Origin of the sequence: Roseovarius sp. D22-M7 (assembly GCF_037083785.1) — a bacterium.
In the GTDB taxonomy this organism is placed as follows: domain Bacteria; phylum Pseudomonadota; class Alphaproteobacteria; order Rhodobacterales; family Rhodobacteraceae; genus Roseovarius.
In genome coordinates this window covers 1-15165 of the sequence record NZ_JBAPKY010000015.1, presented here as the reverse complement: position 1 = coordinate 15165, position 15165 = coordinate 1, and the positions used below count along the sequence as shown (strand labels likewise).

Here is a 15165-nt window from a genome sequence, read left to right as displayed (position 1 = left end):
CGCCGCGCTCGACAAGCTCCGCAGCCTCGACAGCTCCGCCAAGAGCTTTCGCGCCGAGACCGGCCGCTATATCCGCCCCATCATGGTGGTGCAGGTCGAGCGCACGGGCGCGGATCAGCGCGAGAGCAACCATATCCATGCCGAGGATGTGAAGGACTGGCTTCTCACGGCAGGGTTCGACACCGCCGAGATCGCCATCAAGACCTCCGAACAGAACGATCTGTCCCAGCCGGAAAACCAAGACCTCCTGTCCCCGACCAATCGCATCCGCGTCATCATCACCAAACAGGCGCTTCAGGAAGGATGGGATTGTCCCTTCGCCTATGTGCTCTGCGCCTTGGCCGCGAGCAGCAATCAGAAGGCTATGACCCAGCTTGTCGGACGCATCTTGCGCCAGCCCGGAGCCATGAAGACAGGCGTTGAGGCCCTCGATGAGTGCCATGTCGTAACCCATCATGCCGATACAGCGAGCGTTGTTGCCGCCATCAAGGACGGCCTTGAGCAGGACGGGCTAGGCGATCTGGTGCTGCGCGTAAGTCAGGAGGATACCGGCGGCGGGCAGACCAAGGTTGCCCGCAAGATCAAGCGCCGTCCCGCGTTCGCTTCTACGGAAATCTATCTGCCCAAAGTGATGATCATCGAGGATGGCCATCCGCGCGAGCTCGACTACGAGACCGACATCCTAGCCAACATCGACTGGCGGGGGTTCGACCCCGCTCCTATAGCCGCCAGCATTCCTGAGAACGCCCAAGTTGCCGAGAGCCAGCTTCAGCGTATCCGCTTGGCCGATGACGGCGACGAGCTCTTCGTTGGCGAAACAATCGCGGCCAATTCCGAAATACTCATTTTCGATCCCGCGCACGCCGTGCGTATGATCTCAGACATTCTACCTAACCCGTTTGTCGGGCGGGAAGTGGTTGGACGCCTCCTCGATGCCTTGCGCGCGCGCGGCTTTGACGAGGCCAAGATCGGCCAGTTTGCCAGCCTGATCACCGCCGAGCTGCGGCGGGGGTTGGACAATGCCCGCGCGGCGCGATCTGAAGCGCTCTTCAAAGCCGAAGTGCAGGCGGGCCGAATTCAGTTCCGCTTGCGTCTCGACGGGCGCAACTGGCGGATGCCTCACACGACGGAGACCACCGAGCCGGAAAATGCCCGCCAGCTCCTCAGCAAGACCGGCGGGCCGCTTGAGAAAAGTCTCTTCGCGCCCGTCTACGAAAACGAGCTCAACAAGGATGAGCAAGACGTGGCGGTTTACCTCGACGGGGAACAGGCGCTCTCCTGGTGGCACCGCAACGTCGCGCGCAGCCAGTATGGCATTCAGGGTTGGAAGAAAGCCAAAATCTATCCCGACTTCATCTTCGCCGTCCAAAGCACGGGTGAAACCAAGAAGATCACTGTCCTTGAGACCAAGGGTGATCAGCTCGACAACCTCGATACCGCGTACAAGCGCGATGTGCTGGCATTCCTCTCCGATCATTTCGCCTGGAACAACGCCACACCCGCCGGCGAGCTTGAGCTTGTCCAGAACACTGGTGAGACGGTTGAAGGAACCCTGATCCTCATGAGTGAATGGCGGGCGAAATTGCCCGAGTTCCTTAAAAACGACGATGAATCCGGTGGATAGTAAGCATGCATATTGAATCAATTAAAATCGAAAATTTTCGTCTCCTAAAGAACTGCCGTCTCGATGTAAGAGAAAAGACAACCCTGCTCGTCGGGAAGAACAATACCGGGAAAACCTCGTTTGCAGTTGTTTTGGAGAAGTTTTTAGAGAGAACTAGCGAATTCACATATCACGATTTCCCGCTGTCCTGCCGCCAAGATTTAAAGAACATCAACCCCGAAACTGATCTCACTGACGTCACAATTCGGCTTGTCCTGAGAATAAAATATGACGAAAATGACGACCTATCGGTACTCTCTGAGTTCATGTTGGACCTTGATCCAGTGCGCCGTCATACCAACATTCTATTCGAATGTACGGTGAACAAGGAAAAGCTTCTGCGCGCCCTTCCAGATAAAGAAGACGAACGTCACCGCTTCATTGAAAACAACCTTGGAAAGAAATTTCTGACAACAAAGGTCTTCGCGTTTGATGACTTCGCGTACGAAGGAGATGAACCTTACTATATCGCTAAACGTGACCAGCTAGAGGAAAAAGACAAAAACCTCATAAGCGGCCTGTGCAACCTCCAAGTCATCCATGCACGCAGAAATGTTGCCAGCTCGGAAGATTCCGGCCGAGGCGCCAAACCGCTATCATCCATGTCCACAAAATTTTTCAAGAAACTGGGCGAATTAGCGGCCAGCAAAGAAGAGGCGGTCAGCAGCGAAGGTGACTCCGTAAACACACAAATCGACAAACTGCGTGAGATGCTCGCGGGCATCGATACGGACCTTGAAGATCAATATGACGCTGTGTTTGGAACTTTCCTGGAAAGCTCACGTGACTTTCTTGATCTTGGAAATCTGAAGGTGATTTCAAACCTTCAGTCGCAAACCCTAATTGAGAACTATTCTCAGGTCATCTATGGGGATAATGATAACTATTTACCAGAGCAATTCAGTGGGCTGGGATACCTCAATGTCTTGTTTCTTCTTCTGCAAATTGAGCTTTGCCGCGAAGATTTTCAGCGTCGTGGAGCCCCTATAAACCTTCTGCTTATGGAGGAACCAGAAGCCCATACGCATCCACAAATGCAATACGTATTTGCCGATAAAATTCATACCCTTGTCTCTCAAATTCCAAGTCTTCAAGCAATTCTGACAACGCATTCGTCTCACATTGTTTCAAAGTCCGACTTCGAGGATATCAGATATTTATCAAAACACGGAGATACTGATCCTGTCGAAATCAAAAATTTCCACGCTGATCTTCTGGAAAAATACAGGAAGCTTGGCGCTGATGGGTCGAAGCTTTTTCAATTTCTACAACAGTATCTTACGATAAACTCGGCCGAACTGTTTTTTGCGAATAAGGCGATTTTTATTGAGGGCACAACGGAACGTATTCTGCTCCCATGGTTCATTAAAAAACACGACGATAAAAAGAAGGCCGCCGAAGATAGAGAAGAAAAAGGGGATAAAAAGAACGAGGGCCAAGCCGTGCCTTTTGACCGAGGTTTGTCCTCTCAAAACATCACTGTTCTAGAAGTTGGGGCAAACGCTCGTGCATTCGGGCCGTTCATGGAATTCATCGGCGTTCGAACGTTAGTAATAACTGACATCGATACAACGAAACCCGAGAAAAACGAATGCACAGGCAAGACAAGTTATAGAGCCTGCGCGCCATCGGGGTCGTCGCATACGTCTAATGAAACACTGAAGGGCTTCTTTCGGGCTCCAAAGGACCCCAACTCAGAAGAGTATAAGGCCTGGCATGCGAAGCTCTTGAGCGGCCAGCTTTGCAAGGACGAGGACAACGTTAAAGTTGTGTACCAACTGGAGGAGGATGGATACCACGCGAGGAGCTTTGAGGATGCCTTTCTTTCCATAAACTATGACCGAATTTTTAAGAATAAGGCTAAGTTGGATGGTTTGAAAAGCGTGAACCTTTTACAAGAGAAGCGCGACACGGACTTTTACGCTTTGACGGATAAGGTGCTGAACAAGAAATCAGATTTTGCGGGCTCCATTCTTTTTTCGGCATTGGTCGAGGGCGAAGATTGGAGCGTTCCAGACTACATCATGAAAGGCTTGGAATGGGTGTGCAAGGACTGACTCCGCTCGATAATATTCTTCAGCACGTTCAGGAGCGTCAGCACTTCCTGCTACAAGGTGGTGCCGGTAGTGGAAAGACGGAAACTCTAAAACAAGTGGTTCAGGCGTTGTTTGCGGCTAACCCCTCCCTGCGGATAGCGTGCATCACACATACAAATAAAGCCGCGGACGAGATTAAGGATCGCGTGGCAGCAGGGGTGGACGTATCCACAATACACTCGTTCCTTTCAGCCGTCATCAAGCCTTATAGCCGCAATATTAAGCGGGTTTTTCCACAACTATTTCTTCTACCACGTTTCGAAACACTCTCACCTGGTGGGTACGACGGCGATGAGAAAGAAAGGAAAAAGGAAGAGCACGAGCGTTTCAAAAAAGCTCACAAGACGCTCTCAGACCGACGAAAGATAATACTGAAAGAACCAACAGAAAAGGTGGTTGGCAAGCCCGCGTTCGACAAAGGGCCTGACCTATACATCGGACAGTTAAACGAATTAATCGATACGATTAACGTCAAGATTTCTGAAGAAGTCGAGGCTATGGACCCGAGTGGCTTTTTTTACAATGAGACGATTTTCAATAATTTCTTTGACCCATCATACGGGCACGATGGGTTGCTGGATATCTCGGCTCTGCTCTTCCAAAAGTATCCCTTACTTGGGAAAATTCTTGTTGATAGATACGACTGCATTTTTATTGACGAGTATCAGGATACAAACTCAGGAATCATTCAGGCGTTACTTCAAACGCTGCCGAACCAACAGATTGTCATCGGGCTTTTTGGAGACTCTGAGCAGGCAATCTATCAGGATGGAATCGGAAGCGCACGAGAGTATATCGAAACGGGTACACTCGCCCTGGTAGAAAAGGAAGATAACTATCGGTGCTCTCCCCAGGTGATTAATGTGGCCAATCAGTTTCGTACAGATGGGCTCAAGCAGAAAGTTTCGCTCAAGAAGATGCAAGACGGTACGTTTGAGGCCGCAGAAGATCGCAACGGGCGCGCGATATTCTGTTATGCGGTCGCGTCGGACGATGATTTTGTCAACACAGATACGGACAAAATCGTTGATCGAAGAATGGTTCGCGACGCGCTTGTCAAAGCCGTTGCGGCCGAGTTTCCTGATCATGTTCAGCTGAAGTTAACCAACAAGTCAATCGCGCAAGATGTGGGGTTTGGAAACCTTTATGGCGTCTTTGATGATAGATATCGTGATCCAAGAGATCGCATTAGCAGCACATTGGATAAACTTCAGCTCGGGGAAGTGTTTGAGCTAATTGAGCTTCATGAGCTACTGACGCATGATCGGCGAGCATACAATCGCCTTATCTCAAAGCTTCGAAATAAGCATTTCACCATCAAGTCTGTTGCTGACAAACGCAAGCTGCAGCAACATATATCTACCCTGACGACTCAGGACCGTGGGGCTTATAAGACGGTTGAGTATGCCATTCAACACGGGCTTATTCGGCGCTCAGACAGTCATGCAGCTTTCCTTGAGCGTCGGCTTGCCACGTTAGAGCGCTTGGAAAACGATGCGCTGTTTCGTGATTTTGAAGCGCTTCATAGTGGGGGGGCCAATACGCTTGTTAGAATGAAAAAGGCTTTAGCAGATTCCAATATTGAAAAGTTGTCCGCCGCCGTCCTTGATGAGAGCTTTGATACGATGGAGCGCGATCTGAAGGAAAAGCGGTTTTTACAGGGCCTGTTTTCTCCTGACCTGCCTTTTTCAGAGGTAGTTGCGTACTATCGCTATGAGAACGACGACTCTACATTTGCGACAATGCACAAGACAAAAGGCACAGGCATTGAAAATGTCATGGCCGTTTTAGATGAATATAACTGGTGGCAATATAACTTTTTGAGCTGTTTTTCTGGCACCCCGCCCACAACTTCTGTGGAGGAATCAACACGAAAACTTCTTTATGTTGCCTGCTCACGTGCCAAGAAGAACTTGGTGTGCGTGCGCTTGGTAAAGGACACCGAAGAAGCAGAGAAAATTTCTGCATTCTTCCCGGAAAAGAAAGAAATCCAGATAGATACCCTGATGCAGAAAATCTGTTGATTGGTAGCGGGCGCACCCCTTCGGGTCGGGCTGTCGTGAACCGAGCCTGCGCCTCTGGCTTGTCTCGGCCCTGCGGCTTCCATCCCTTGCGCATCTAAGGAAAACGGGCGCGCATGAGCGCGCCCCGCTTCTCACTTAAATCATGCAAGGAAAGGAAAAGACCATGCCACGCTACATCATCTCACGCGGCGAATATGTCGTGCACAACATCATCATCGAAGCGGACGACGAGGACGTCGCTGTACGCCATGGTAATCTTTTGATCTCAAATAAAAATCCACAATAGAAAGGCGCACCGCTTCGCGGACGGGCTGTCGTGAACCGAGCCTGCCTTTGGGATTTTCGGCCATCCATCCCTTGCGCATCAGCAAGCAGCCTTGAATTCCTCAAATGCTCTCCGGTGAAAAGATATCGCTGTAAATCGTCTCGACACGCTCTGCCTCTTCCTCGGTGAGGGCGGCGAATTCCTTCTCCCTGGCACGGTTGGATAGCGCTCCACCATTTTGATCAAGGAAGCGGAAGAGCAGGTCAACAGTGCGCTCTGGCATGTCGACCATGCCCTCTATGCGGCGGCGAAATTCATCATAGCGGCGCAGGAACCCGGTCTCATACGGCAGGTCGTGCTCGATGGTTTGCTTGACGCATTCATAAAGGAATTCGGCGTGCGGCGTCGCGTCGAAGAAGCGGTAGAAATCGCCCGTGTCGTTCATGACCCGGACGTTGAATTTCTCGGTCGGCTCCCAGCGGATCAGCGGCAGAAGACGCTGCGAATAGGATTCAAGTGTGTCGCGGTAGCGCTCGATCCGATCCAGGATCGCCGCTGAGACAGGGAAGACAACGCCGCGCGGATTAAAGCCGCGCTCGGCCAGCACATGATGAATCAGGTAGCGGTGCAAGCGGCCGTTGCCGTCCTCGAACGGGTGGATATAGACGAAGCCAAAGGCCAAGATCGCGGCGGCAATGACCGCGTCCATGTTCTGCGCGGGGCCACGGTCGAAGGCAATCATGCCGGTCAGTAGCGATTGCAGGTCTTCCGGCCTTGCACTGATGTGGTCGGGCAGTGGCAGGCGGCTTTCGCGATCATGATCACCCACAAAGCCGCCTTCGCTGCGAAAGCCCATCTTGATGAAACGGGCATCGCCGATGACGATACGCTGCAAGCGCAGCAATTCGTCCTCATCGAGCAATTGTTTTCCGGCTTCGCCGATGGCGCGGCCCCAACGCTGTATGCGGTCCTGCGGCGGGCTTTCGCCTTCGATTGCATAGCTCGACTTCGAATCCTTGAGCAGCAGGAAGGCTGCGGTGCGGGCGAGCACGTCGCGCGGCACGTCAGCGATAATGTCCTCGGCCCGTTGCGCCAGGTTATCGGCGATGAAGTCGTCGAGCTTTTGTGTCCTGAAGACAAGCGGGCAGAAATCCGGGGTGCCGGGCAGGTTGTTGCGGAGCCGGTAGCGCGGCGCGGTCTCCCCTTCGATGCCCCATTGCATATCAGGATCAAGCACCGGGACGTATTTTCCAGTCTTGGCATCGGGCAGGTCCAGCACGTCCCCGCAAAGCCATTCATAGAGAAACCAGACGCGGCGGGCATAGGTGCCGGTCGGTTTGTTGCGCACCAGCGCTTCGATGGGAGCCGGACCGGTTGCACCGAACAAGCGCTTGAGCAGGGCAAGATCGAGTCCCTCATACTTGAGGGCAAAGGTCAGGTGCCCTTCCAGAGTGGACTCCGGGGCATGGCGCGGCGTCATGATCCGCCAGCCCTCACGTTCAATGATGCGGTGATGTTCACCGGTCGCGCTCAATATGCGTGGCAGCGGTGCGCCCAGATTATATGCGTCAATCAGAGCACTGTAGCCAGCCGGTGTGGCGGTCTCGGGAAGCCGTCTTTCCTGAAAAACGGTCACTGGTCCTGAAAACTGGTTCTTGTTGGCCGCTGCCATGAATTTCCGTGCCTTGTTAGTGTTAACGGGGTTCTGAGAGCCTATCCCCCTGAAATTTGATTCTAACATGTGAAAAACAGTTCTCATAGAAAATTCTTGTGAATATTGGTTTTGTTGGGGTCGCATCCGCCCTTTTCTGCGGGCGGAGCGGGCTGTCGTGTACGGAGCCGCACCTGAGGTGCGTCTCCGCCATCCGGCGTCCATCCCTTGCGCGTTTTCGGCCAGCCGTGAACGGCTGACATCCTTCTCTTTCATTGGGGGCTGATCGCCCCATCACCCGTCAAGACCAAGCCCTTCGCTTTTGCGCCGGGCGAAGGCCATGGGCCGTGGCTCGGCTTCGCCTGCGCCCGCACCACCCACCATGGCCTTCGGTCTGGACGGTCTCCCCCCTCTCTTCGCCAGAGGGGCAGATCGGTTGCATGCGCAACCGATAACAGGAGAAAAAAGACATGAAAGCAGATGTTTATCAGAAAGTGACCGACAAGATCATTGCCGATCTGGAGCAAGGCGAGTTGACATGGCTGAAGCCGTGGAGCGCGGGCAACATGGAAGGGCGGATCACCAAGCCGCTACGGCATAACGGCATGCCCTACAACGGAATCAACGTGCTGATGCTCTGGGGCGCGAGCGTCGAGGCGGGTTATCTCTCCCCGTACTGGATGACGTTCCGCCAAGCCAAGGAGCTGGGCGCACACGTGCGCAAGGGCGAGCGCGGTAATCTCGTGGTGTATGCGAACACCATCACGAAAACCGAGGAGCAGGACGACGGCAGCGAGGAGGAGCGCAAAATTCCGTTCATGAAGGGCTATAGCGTTTTCAACGTTGAGCAGATCGAAGGCTTGCCGGAGCACTACTACACCAAGCCCGAGCCGGTGATTGATCCAGCGTCACGGATCAGCCACGCGGACGAGTTTTTCGGGAACACGGGCGCAGACATTCGCCACGGCGGGAACAGGGCATATTACAACGGCGGCAGCGATCATGTGCAGATGCCCGCTTTCGAGACGTTCCGCAGCCCCGAGGCCTATTGCGCCACCCTCGCGCATGAGCTGACTCACTGGACGAAGCACAAGAGCCGCCTTGATCGTGACTTTGGCCGGAAAAAATGGGGCGATGAAGGCTATGCCCGTGAGGAACTTGTTGCAGAACTGGGCGCAGCATTTTTGTGCGCCGATCTGGAGCTGACGCCCGAGCCTGGCACCGATCACGCTGCCTATATTCAGAGCTGGCTGAAAGTCTTGAGGGATGACAAGCGGGCAATCTTCTCCGCCGCCGCCCATGCGCAGCGCGCCGCCGATTTCCTGCATGGGTTTCAGCCGCTCATTGAGGACGAGGAAGACGAGGGAGTCGCCGCGTAAGGCGGCTCCACACCGAGGGCGAGCGCCCGCCACGGCGGGCGCTCGCCCTCGGGCATGTTAGCCCTCGGGGAAAAGTCCCGGCATCCACCGCTCCGCGTATTTCGCCGGAAAGGCTAGGTGAAGCGGCGCGCGGGTGCTTTCCGAACGAAGTGCTCCGGCCTTGAGAAGGGCCGAGGTGATGCGTCTGGCGGCGCGTTCGCTCATGCCAAGCATACTATCGACCTCGCCGCGCTCCAGCACGCCTTGGTAGAGGATGGCTTTTAGCACGATGTCTGATTTGGGCGGCAGGTTGCCCGCGCGAATTTCTTCTTCCGCCCAGATCAAGATCCGGTCGCGCAGGCGCTCCGCCTGCATCAGCGTGCTCATGAACTCGACCTGATCGATACTGACTCGCAAGAAGAATTCAGTGAAGGACGCCAGCGCCGCTTCGCTGAGCGTGCCCCGTCCATCCATGTCCCCGCGCCGATCACCGTCACAGGCTTGCAAGTGATCTTTGTATTCCTTCTCACGTCGCGCCAGACCGCGCGCGACCGACCACAGCCCGCGCGTGTCGAGCGAGCGCCGCAGCATCGCATAGGACATCAGCCGCGCGACGCGGCCATTGCCGTCCATGAACGGGTGTACCCAGAGCAAACGGTGATGTGCGCAGGCTGCGGCCAGGATCGACTCGATCCGGCCAGAGCGCGCGTAGGCTTGTTCCATGCGCTCCAAAAAGCGCGGGACAGCGCCAGGGCTTACCGAGATATGGCGTCCGACCTGCACATAGCGCTCGCGGAGCTGGCCGGGGATGAGCGGAAGCTTTTCCTTCATCTCGGGGTCTTCCACGACAAGCAGGTCATCAGGCAGCAGCTCGCAAAAGCGGCGGTGAATTTCGATGATGGAAGCAGGAGCAGTCGGAGGCTCTTCCAACCCGCCGTCATCAATCCACTTCTGCACGGTGATATGCGCCTTGGCTTCGAGCTGAAGGTCGCGCTTCTTGGGATCGGTGCTGTAGTCTCCCGCAAGAGCGCGTTCAATATCAATAGGATGCGTGTTGTGCCCTTCGATCAGGTTCGAGTAGTAGCAGTTCATCGAGCGCACCAGATCGGCCAGCGCCGCCGCGATGGACTCGGGCAGGCTGCTGCGAAACGCAGCAGACTTTTCGGCTAACTCCAGGGCAAGATCGCCCAAGCCAGCACGGTGCGGAGATCCCTCACTCACCATGAGGGGCTCAAAAAGACCTATACTTTCACCCACGTCGCGTGCCATCTCTGTCCTGCATTCTGTCCGGTTTATTAGCCGGATAAGTAAATTCATTTATAGTAACAATATCATAGTTTTAGTCAGTTTGAAAGCATTCCGTAGTCCGGCATTGTGGCCGCTTCTTTGGCCGCTTTCGTGGCCGGTTGTCAAGGGAGCGGCTGACCGAACGGCCAGCCGCCAGAGGTTAAAGACCTGGCGCGCGCGGCCAGTTCATCGACGTTCCGCAGCCCCGAGGCCTATTGCGCCACCCTCGCGCATGAGATGACTCACTGGACGAAGCACAAGAGCCGCCTTGACCGTGACTTTGGCCGCAAGCGGTGGGGCGATGAAGGCTATGCCCGCGAAGAGCTGGTGGCCGAACTGAGCGCGGCGTTTCTTTGCGCTGATCTGGAGCTGACGCCCGAACCCGGCACCGATCATGCCGCTTATATCCAGAGCTAGGACCGTTTTTGTCTTACTTCTTGATCAGCCCGTGGCTGGCTCCCGCGGCTGTCTTGCGCTACGGACGAGATCCCGGGCGTTTGCCTTGACCAAGAGCGTAAAGCAGACTTTTGAAAACACTAATTTTTGCGCGTACATCTTACAAGCTCGCTAACTGATTTGAGCCTGTCTTCCACCTCGTCAATGAATGATATTCGAATGGCTCGTTGTGTCTTGGTAACATCACTTGAGGTCCAATATTTATCTTCTTCCTCGAAGCCGAGAGATTCATAGTTGTCTTCCATGACCAAGAACTCATTTCTCGAAGCAAGATACCAATCGTCATGACCATATGCTTCTGCGCCACTTGTCGGGTCACTGGCACAGACACCTGAGAGGGGCTTACCGAGACAATAACAATACCTCGCGGCAATATGTGGTGAACCGGGCACTGTATTGTTAGAATCTTCGGAAATGAGTATATCGGTATTAGCGCTGCCAGAGATACATCCAATAGCTGTATACGGCCAACCGCATTTTGGCACTGAATTATCAGTTTGTTCGTCGCCGGCTCCCACGCCATCGTTCCAAGGCATTAAGCTCGGTGCGTCTACCGGCGTTATATACATCGGCACGTCACCGTCAGGCGATAGACCTGCATATATAGAGCCGTCGGAGCAGGTTGTGCCCGGTGTCGGGGAATTAACAGGGTCGCAAGGGTCGGTAGCCACAAGACACACCCATGCTGCTCCGCTGCAAAATTGGAGGCATTGTGAGGAAGTGTTGTAACGCAGGGCACCCTCTGTGGCCGCAACGCAGGAACCTCCGGTGTTCCCGACTTTCACCTCCCCGGCGACATCAAGTTTAGCGTCCGGGGCATCTGTTCCGATCCCGACTTTGCCGTCCGCCAGTATTGTCATATATTGCTGCCAGTTTACCCCGTCACAGCGCATGAGATGCACGACCCCGCTCGTTTCCGGTCCGGCGACTTGTCGGATATAGTCTGATTGTCCAGCACCACAGGGGTCATTTGGCGCTGTTTCTTGCGCCATTGCGGGTATGGCTGTCACGATTAGTATCAAAAGAGCGATGAGATTACTGCGCATTGGGAGCGTCCTTTCGAGTATCAGGCGCAAGGTTTTCGCCCTTTTTGGAGTTGTTAGTGAAGATAAAAACATACAAAAATAACAAAATTCTCATAACAATTACTGGTTTTTAATTAACTTAAAGAATATCAAATATTTTGTTTAAATACAGTAAATATTTGAATAATTTTCTGCTCCATAGTGAATTATAAGATCGCCTTCGATGTTTCCTCGCGTTTTGCGGATGTTCGGTAGTGTGTTATTTAGTGCTGGCGAGTGTTTCAACGTCCGCAGGCGCAATCGAGGCGGACGAACCAGCCAATAAAATGGACAGCCCCGCCGTTTATTGCATCGCATAACGCCAAGTTTCGAAGTGATCAGCGACCGGCCTGACGGCCAGCCGCTGGATGGTCAGAGACCTGGCGCGCGCGCGGCCAGCTCATCTTCGATGTTGCGCATCGAGGCCAGCGCGTCGCGGCGCTCCTGGCTGCTGCGCGAGGCGTTCGCAAAGGCGTTGAACGCCTCGGCCAACAGGCCGTGCAGTTCTGCCGTGCTGCGGGATGCCGCTTCAAAGCGTGAGACGAGTAACATCCTCATCCTCCTTTTGCTTCAAGGAGGCCCCGAACCACTCAGGGCCTTTCGGCCCCGTACAACCATCATCGGCCCATGGAAGGCCTGATGGTTCGGGAGGTGAGCTTGATCCTGCAAACAGGCGGATGCGCAGGAAGCGCTTCGTTATCGGTTTGATGTAGTGATTTCCGTCAGCGCTGGCGGGATAGGCGGCCTATCGGGCGAGGTCTGGCAGCAGCATTGGCACGGGCGTCCCCGTGCATTGCCATGAGTGGCGGTGACCGTGCTCCAATCGCGTGATTTCTTCGAAGGTGACTGATGAGCCGAAGCCAGCATTGACGTTGGCGCGGCTGGCCTTGGTCGGCTGCGTGTTTTCGCACCGATACTGTTCGTCTCGTTTCCTTGGGACATGGCTTGCAACAGATGCCCTTAAATTCCCTGGCCGGATGCGGCCCATCCATCAACATCCTGCCCGCTCCAAGTATCCGTGTTGGATATGACAGCTGGTCCTTTGCCTCCGGCGCGTCGGGAGGGCGTTAGCAAGCCAACCCAAGCAAAGGAGAAAGACCATGGCACGCGAAAACACGAACCAAACTCAAGCCCTGAACGCACCCGATTATCTGGCATGGCACGTCACCAATCGGTCCGAGAAATCCTACTGGAACAAAGTCGGCGCTGCATGGAAGCACAAGGACGGGCGGGGCTACAGCCTAAGGCTGGAAACCTGCCCGATCAATGGCCGGATCGTCCTGCGCCTGCCGCTGGAAGATGCACCGGAAGCCGACAACGAAGCGGGGCGCTCATGAGCGCCCCGTGCAAGATCAAGGAGTTTCACGTCGATTCCTCCCGTCTTGCCTCTGGCATATGGTGCCACACGCAAGACCGCCAGATCGGCGAAGGTGATATCAGCGCCTCCTACAGCGGCGACAAGATCGGCCTCGAAGGCTGCGTGCGCTCACCCTTCAGTTGGCAGAACTGTCTTTGGGTCTGCACCGGGATGGTTTCCCACGGCGACTTCCGCGCAGCTGAAGCCTACCGCCTTATCCCCGAGCGCTTCTTCGCGGGCACGCCGCTCAGCTACCATGAGAACGCCATGCTGGGCGATGAAGCGCGGCTTCGGCCGGAAGGTTTCTATCACGGCATGCGCGTCCGGCACGGAAAGCGGGCCTGTGTGCTAGCAGGCCCGAGCGCGATCTTCCTTCCTTCTGCTGAAGCGGTAGCGCCGTGCCAGGGCGATCTCTTCGATGCTGTGTAGAGCACTAATCGTCGCCCAACCGGGCGGCGATTTCCGAAAAGTGTCTTGCCTATTAACTATTTTTAAGTGATAATAAATTAGAATTGTATTTTATAGCGAGTTTTAATGTTTTTCATGGTTTTAATTAATGCGGTATAGCCTTTACTTATTTGCTTTTCTTCTTTTCTCATCAGCAGCTCAGGCGGCTGATTACACGCATGGGGATCCTTGTACAGCTGCTGGTGCGTGGCATACTACCAATGATGCCAGTAGTGTTGACTATCTGGTTTGTGATGGCACAAACTGGCTTACAGCCTATTCAATCCCTTCCAGTGGCAATGTGTTTCGGTTGGATGATGATCCCGCCATCGGAAACGCAGGGTGCTTGCAATACAATGGCTCATCGGGGCGTTTAGAGTTCTCGCATGATTGCACCAATTACAGCGTATTCGGGGAGCCCATATGGTCCAAAGGCGCAGCAGATGATATTTATTATAATATCGGTACACCACGCGTCGGCGTAGGAACGGCCGCTCCATCTCACAGCCTTGATGTTACCGGAACAATCCGCGCCACCGAATATATGGTTATAAATCCAGCCACAAGTCCGACGACTCCTAACTTTTTTGACCTCGGCGACTTATCAAGCGTTGTACTGTCCACGCCCGCCAATGGGGAAACGCTACAATATAACGGAACAAATTGGGTAAACGTTGCTGGCGGCGGTAAATGGCTGGATGGCACTGGCACAGATGAAATATACTACAGCGCTGCGCATGTCGGCATCGGAACGGACTCACCGAACGTGGAGCTCGATGTTGTCGGTGATATTCAATATACCGGCGTTATAAGCGATGTGTCGGACCGCCGATTAAAGGATAACATTTCCGACCTCAGCGGCGAGTTGGGGAAGATTGTGTCACTACAGGGCGTCTCGTTCACTATGAACGATGACCCAAAGAAGCGCGTGGAACTTGGCTTTATCGCACAAGACGTCGAAGAAATCTATCCAACGCTTGTCGCAACTGATGAGAAAGGATTTAAGAGCCTGAACTATCAGGGGCTCATTGCACCCATGCTTGAGGCGATAAAGGAACAGCAGAAAGAAATAAGTGCACTGCGAGCGGAGATTGATACCCTTAAAGCAATGAACACTGAAAATGTGAGACCTGTTTCCGTTGAGGGGCAATGATCCATCAATACAAGAACACATGTGCAAGACTCTTTATCGGCCTGTTATGGGCCCTATTTGTTTGGGCGGGATTAGCATCTCATGCCTATGCATGCACCGTCTCAGAAGAAGGGCATCTTCAGTACAACGCCACCGCCAAGGTGATGCAGTATTGCGATGGCACCAACTGGATCGGCATGAACCTGCCCGGCTCCGGCTCAGGCGGCTGCACCAACCCCACGGCGCCTGAGGGCGCCATTGTGTTCAATGGTAACCGCCCGGTTACAACCGCGGGCCTTTTTCCTTGACGCGGTCGATGATTTGTTGGTCCGACACGAAGTCTTCGAGGAACCTGTTCCAGTCCT

General features: G+C 54.1%; 13 protein-coding genes and 1 pseudogene. 10 read left to right on the top strand and 4 right to left on the bottom strand.

Annotation, left to right across the window (positions count from 1 at the left end; genetic code table 11):
- The first annotated feature begins 82 nt into the window (after window positions 1-82).
- From V8324_RS08780 to V8324_RS08765, 4 genes are all read left to right on the top strand, one after another.
- Window positions 83-1624 (top strand): hypothetical protein, encoded by a 1542-nt coding sequence (locus V8324_RS08780; RefSeq protein ID WP_336419559.1) that lies wholly within the window; start codon window positions 83-85, stop codon window positions 1622-1624.
- 5 nt (window positions 1625-1629) lie between these two features.
- Window positions 1630-3720, top strand: a complete 2091-nt coding sequence (locus V8324_RS08775) for an ATP-dependent endonuclease (RefSeq protein WP_336419558.1) — start codon at window positions 1630-1632, stop codon at window positions 3718-3720.
- Complete coding sequence (locus V8324_RS08770; RefSeq protein ID WP_336419557.1) at window positions 3702-5783, top strand: ATP-dependent helicase; 2082 nt, start codon at window positions 3702-3704, stop codon at window positions 5781-5783. Before V8324_RS08775 ends, V8324_RS08770 begins: the two co-directional genes overlap by 19 nt.
- A 163-nt stretch (window positions 5784-5946) precedes the next feature.
- A complete protein-coding gene (locus V8324_RS08765) occupies window positions 5947-6069 on the top strand; it encodes a hypothetical protein (protein WP_336419556.1) in 123 nt (40 codons plus the stop codon).
- 100 nt (window positions 6070-6169) lie between these two features.
- Here V8324_RS08765 and V8324_RS08760 read toward each other — a convergent pair whose 3' ends face one another.
- Window positions 6170-7720 carry a Fic family protein gene (locus V8324_RS08760; protein WP_336419555.1) on the bottom strand — a complete coding sequence of 517 codons (1551 nt, stop codon included), beginning with the start codon at window positions 7718-7720 and terminating at the stop codon, window positions 6170-6172.
- 449 nt (window positions 7721-8169) lie between these two features.
- Between V8324_RS08760 and V8324_RS08755 the strand changes: the two genes are divergently transcribed.
- Window positions 8170-9078, top strand: a complete 909-nt coding sequence (locus tag V8324_RS08755; RefSeq protein ID WP_336419554.1) for an ArdC family protein — start codon at window positions 8170-8172, stop codon at window positions 9076-9078.
- 57 nt (window positions 9079-9135) lie between these two features.
- Here the strand turns inward: V8324_RS08755 and V8324_RS08750 are convergent, their stop codons facing one another.
- The gene (locus V8324_RS08750) at window positions 9136-10326 is read right to left on the bottom strand and encodes a Fic family protein (RefSeq protein WP_336419553.1); all 1191 of its coding nucleotides are present in this window, start codon (window positions 10324-10326) and stop codon (window positions 9136-9138) included.
- A 186-nt stretch (window positions 10327-10512) separates the two neighbouring features.
- On the opposite strand from V8324_RS08750, the pseudogene V8324_RS08745 reads away from it, so the two are divergent.
- Window positions 10513-10758, top strand: a pseudogene (locus V8324_RS08745) (zincin-like metallopeptidase domain-containing protein); the annotation flags it as partial.
- 122 nt (window positions 10759-10880) lie between these two features.
- Here V8324_RS08745 and V8324_RS08740 read toward each other — a convergent pair.
- Entirely contained in the window at window positions 10881-11846 is a 966-nt protein-coding gene (locus V8324_RS08740) for a hypothetical protein (RefSeq protein ID WP_336419552.1), read from the bottom strand.
- Between the two features lie 390 nt (window positions 11847-12236).
- On the bottom strand, window positions 12237-12416 hold the full coding sequence (locus tag V8324_RS08735; RefSeq protein WP_336419551.1) for a hypothetical protein: 180 nt from the start codon (window positions 12414-12416) through the stop codon (window positions 12237-12239).
- 548 nt (window positions 12417-12964) lie between these two features.
- On the opposite strand from V8324_RS08735, the gene V8324_RS08730 reads away from it, so the two are divergent.
- From V8324_RS08730 to V8324_RS08715, 4 genes are all read left to right on the top strand, one after another.
- Complete coding sequence (locus V8324_RS08730) at window positions 12965-13201, top strand: hypothetical protein (protein WP_336419550.1); 237 nt, start codon at window positions 12965-12967, stop codon at window positions 13199-13201.
- On the top strand, window positions 13198-13650 hold the full coding sequence (locus V8324_RS08725; protein WP_336419549.1) for a hypothetical protein: 453 nt from the start codon (window positions 13198-13200) through the stop codon (window positions 13648-13650). The genes V8324_RS08730 and V8324_RS08725 overlap by 4 nt, the downstream gene beginning before the upstream one ends.
- A 127-nt stretch (window positions 13651-13777) precedes the next feature.
- Window positions 13778-14821: a tail fiber domain-containing protein gene (locus tag V8324_RS08720; protein WP_336419548.1), complete on the top strand. Its 1044-nt coding sequence runs from the start codon at window positions 13778-13780 to the stop codon at window positions 14819-14821.
- Window positions 14818-15108 carry a hypothetical protein gene (locus tag V8324_RS08715; protein ID WP_336419547.1) on the top strand — a complete coding sequence of 97 codons (291 nt, stop codon included), beginning with the start codon at window positions 14818-14820 and terminating at the stop codon, window positions 15106-15108. Before V8324_RS08720 ends, V8324_RS08715 begins: the two co-directional genes overlap by 4 nt.
- The last annotated feature ends 57 nt before the right edge of the window (window positions 15109-15165 follow it).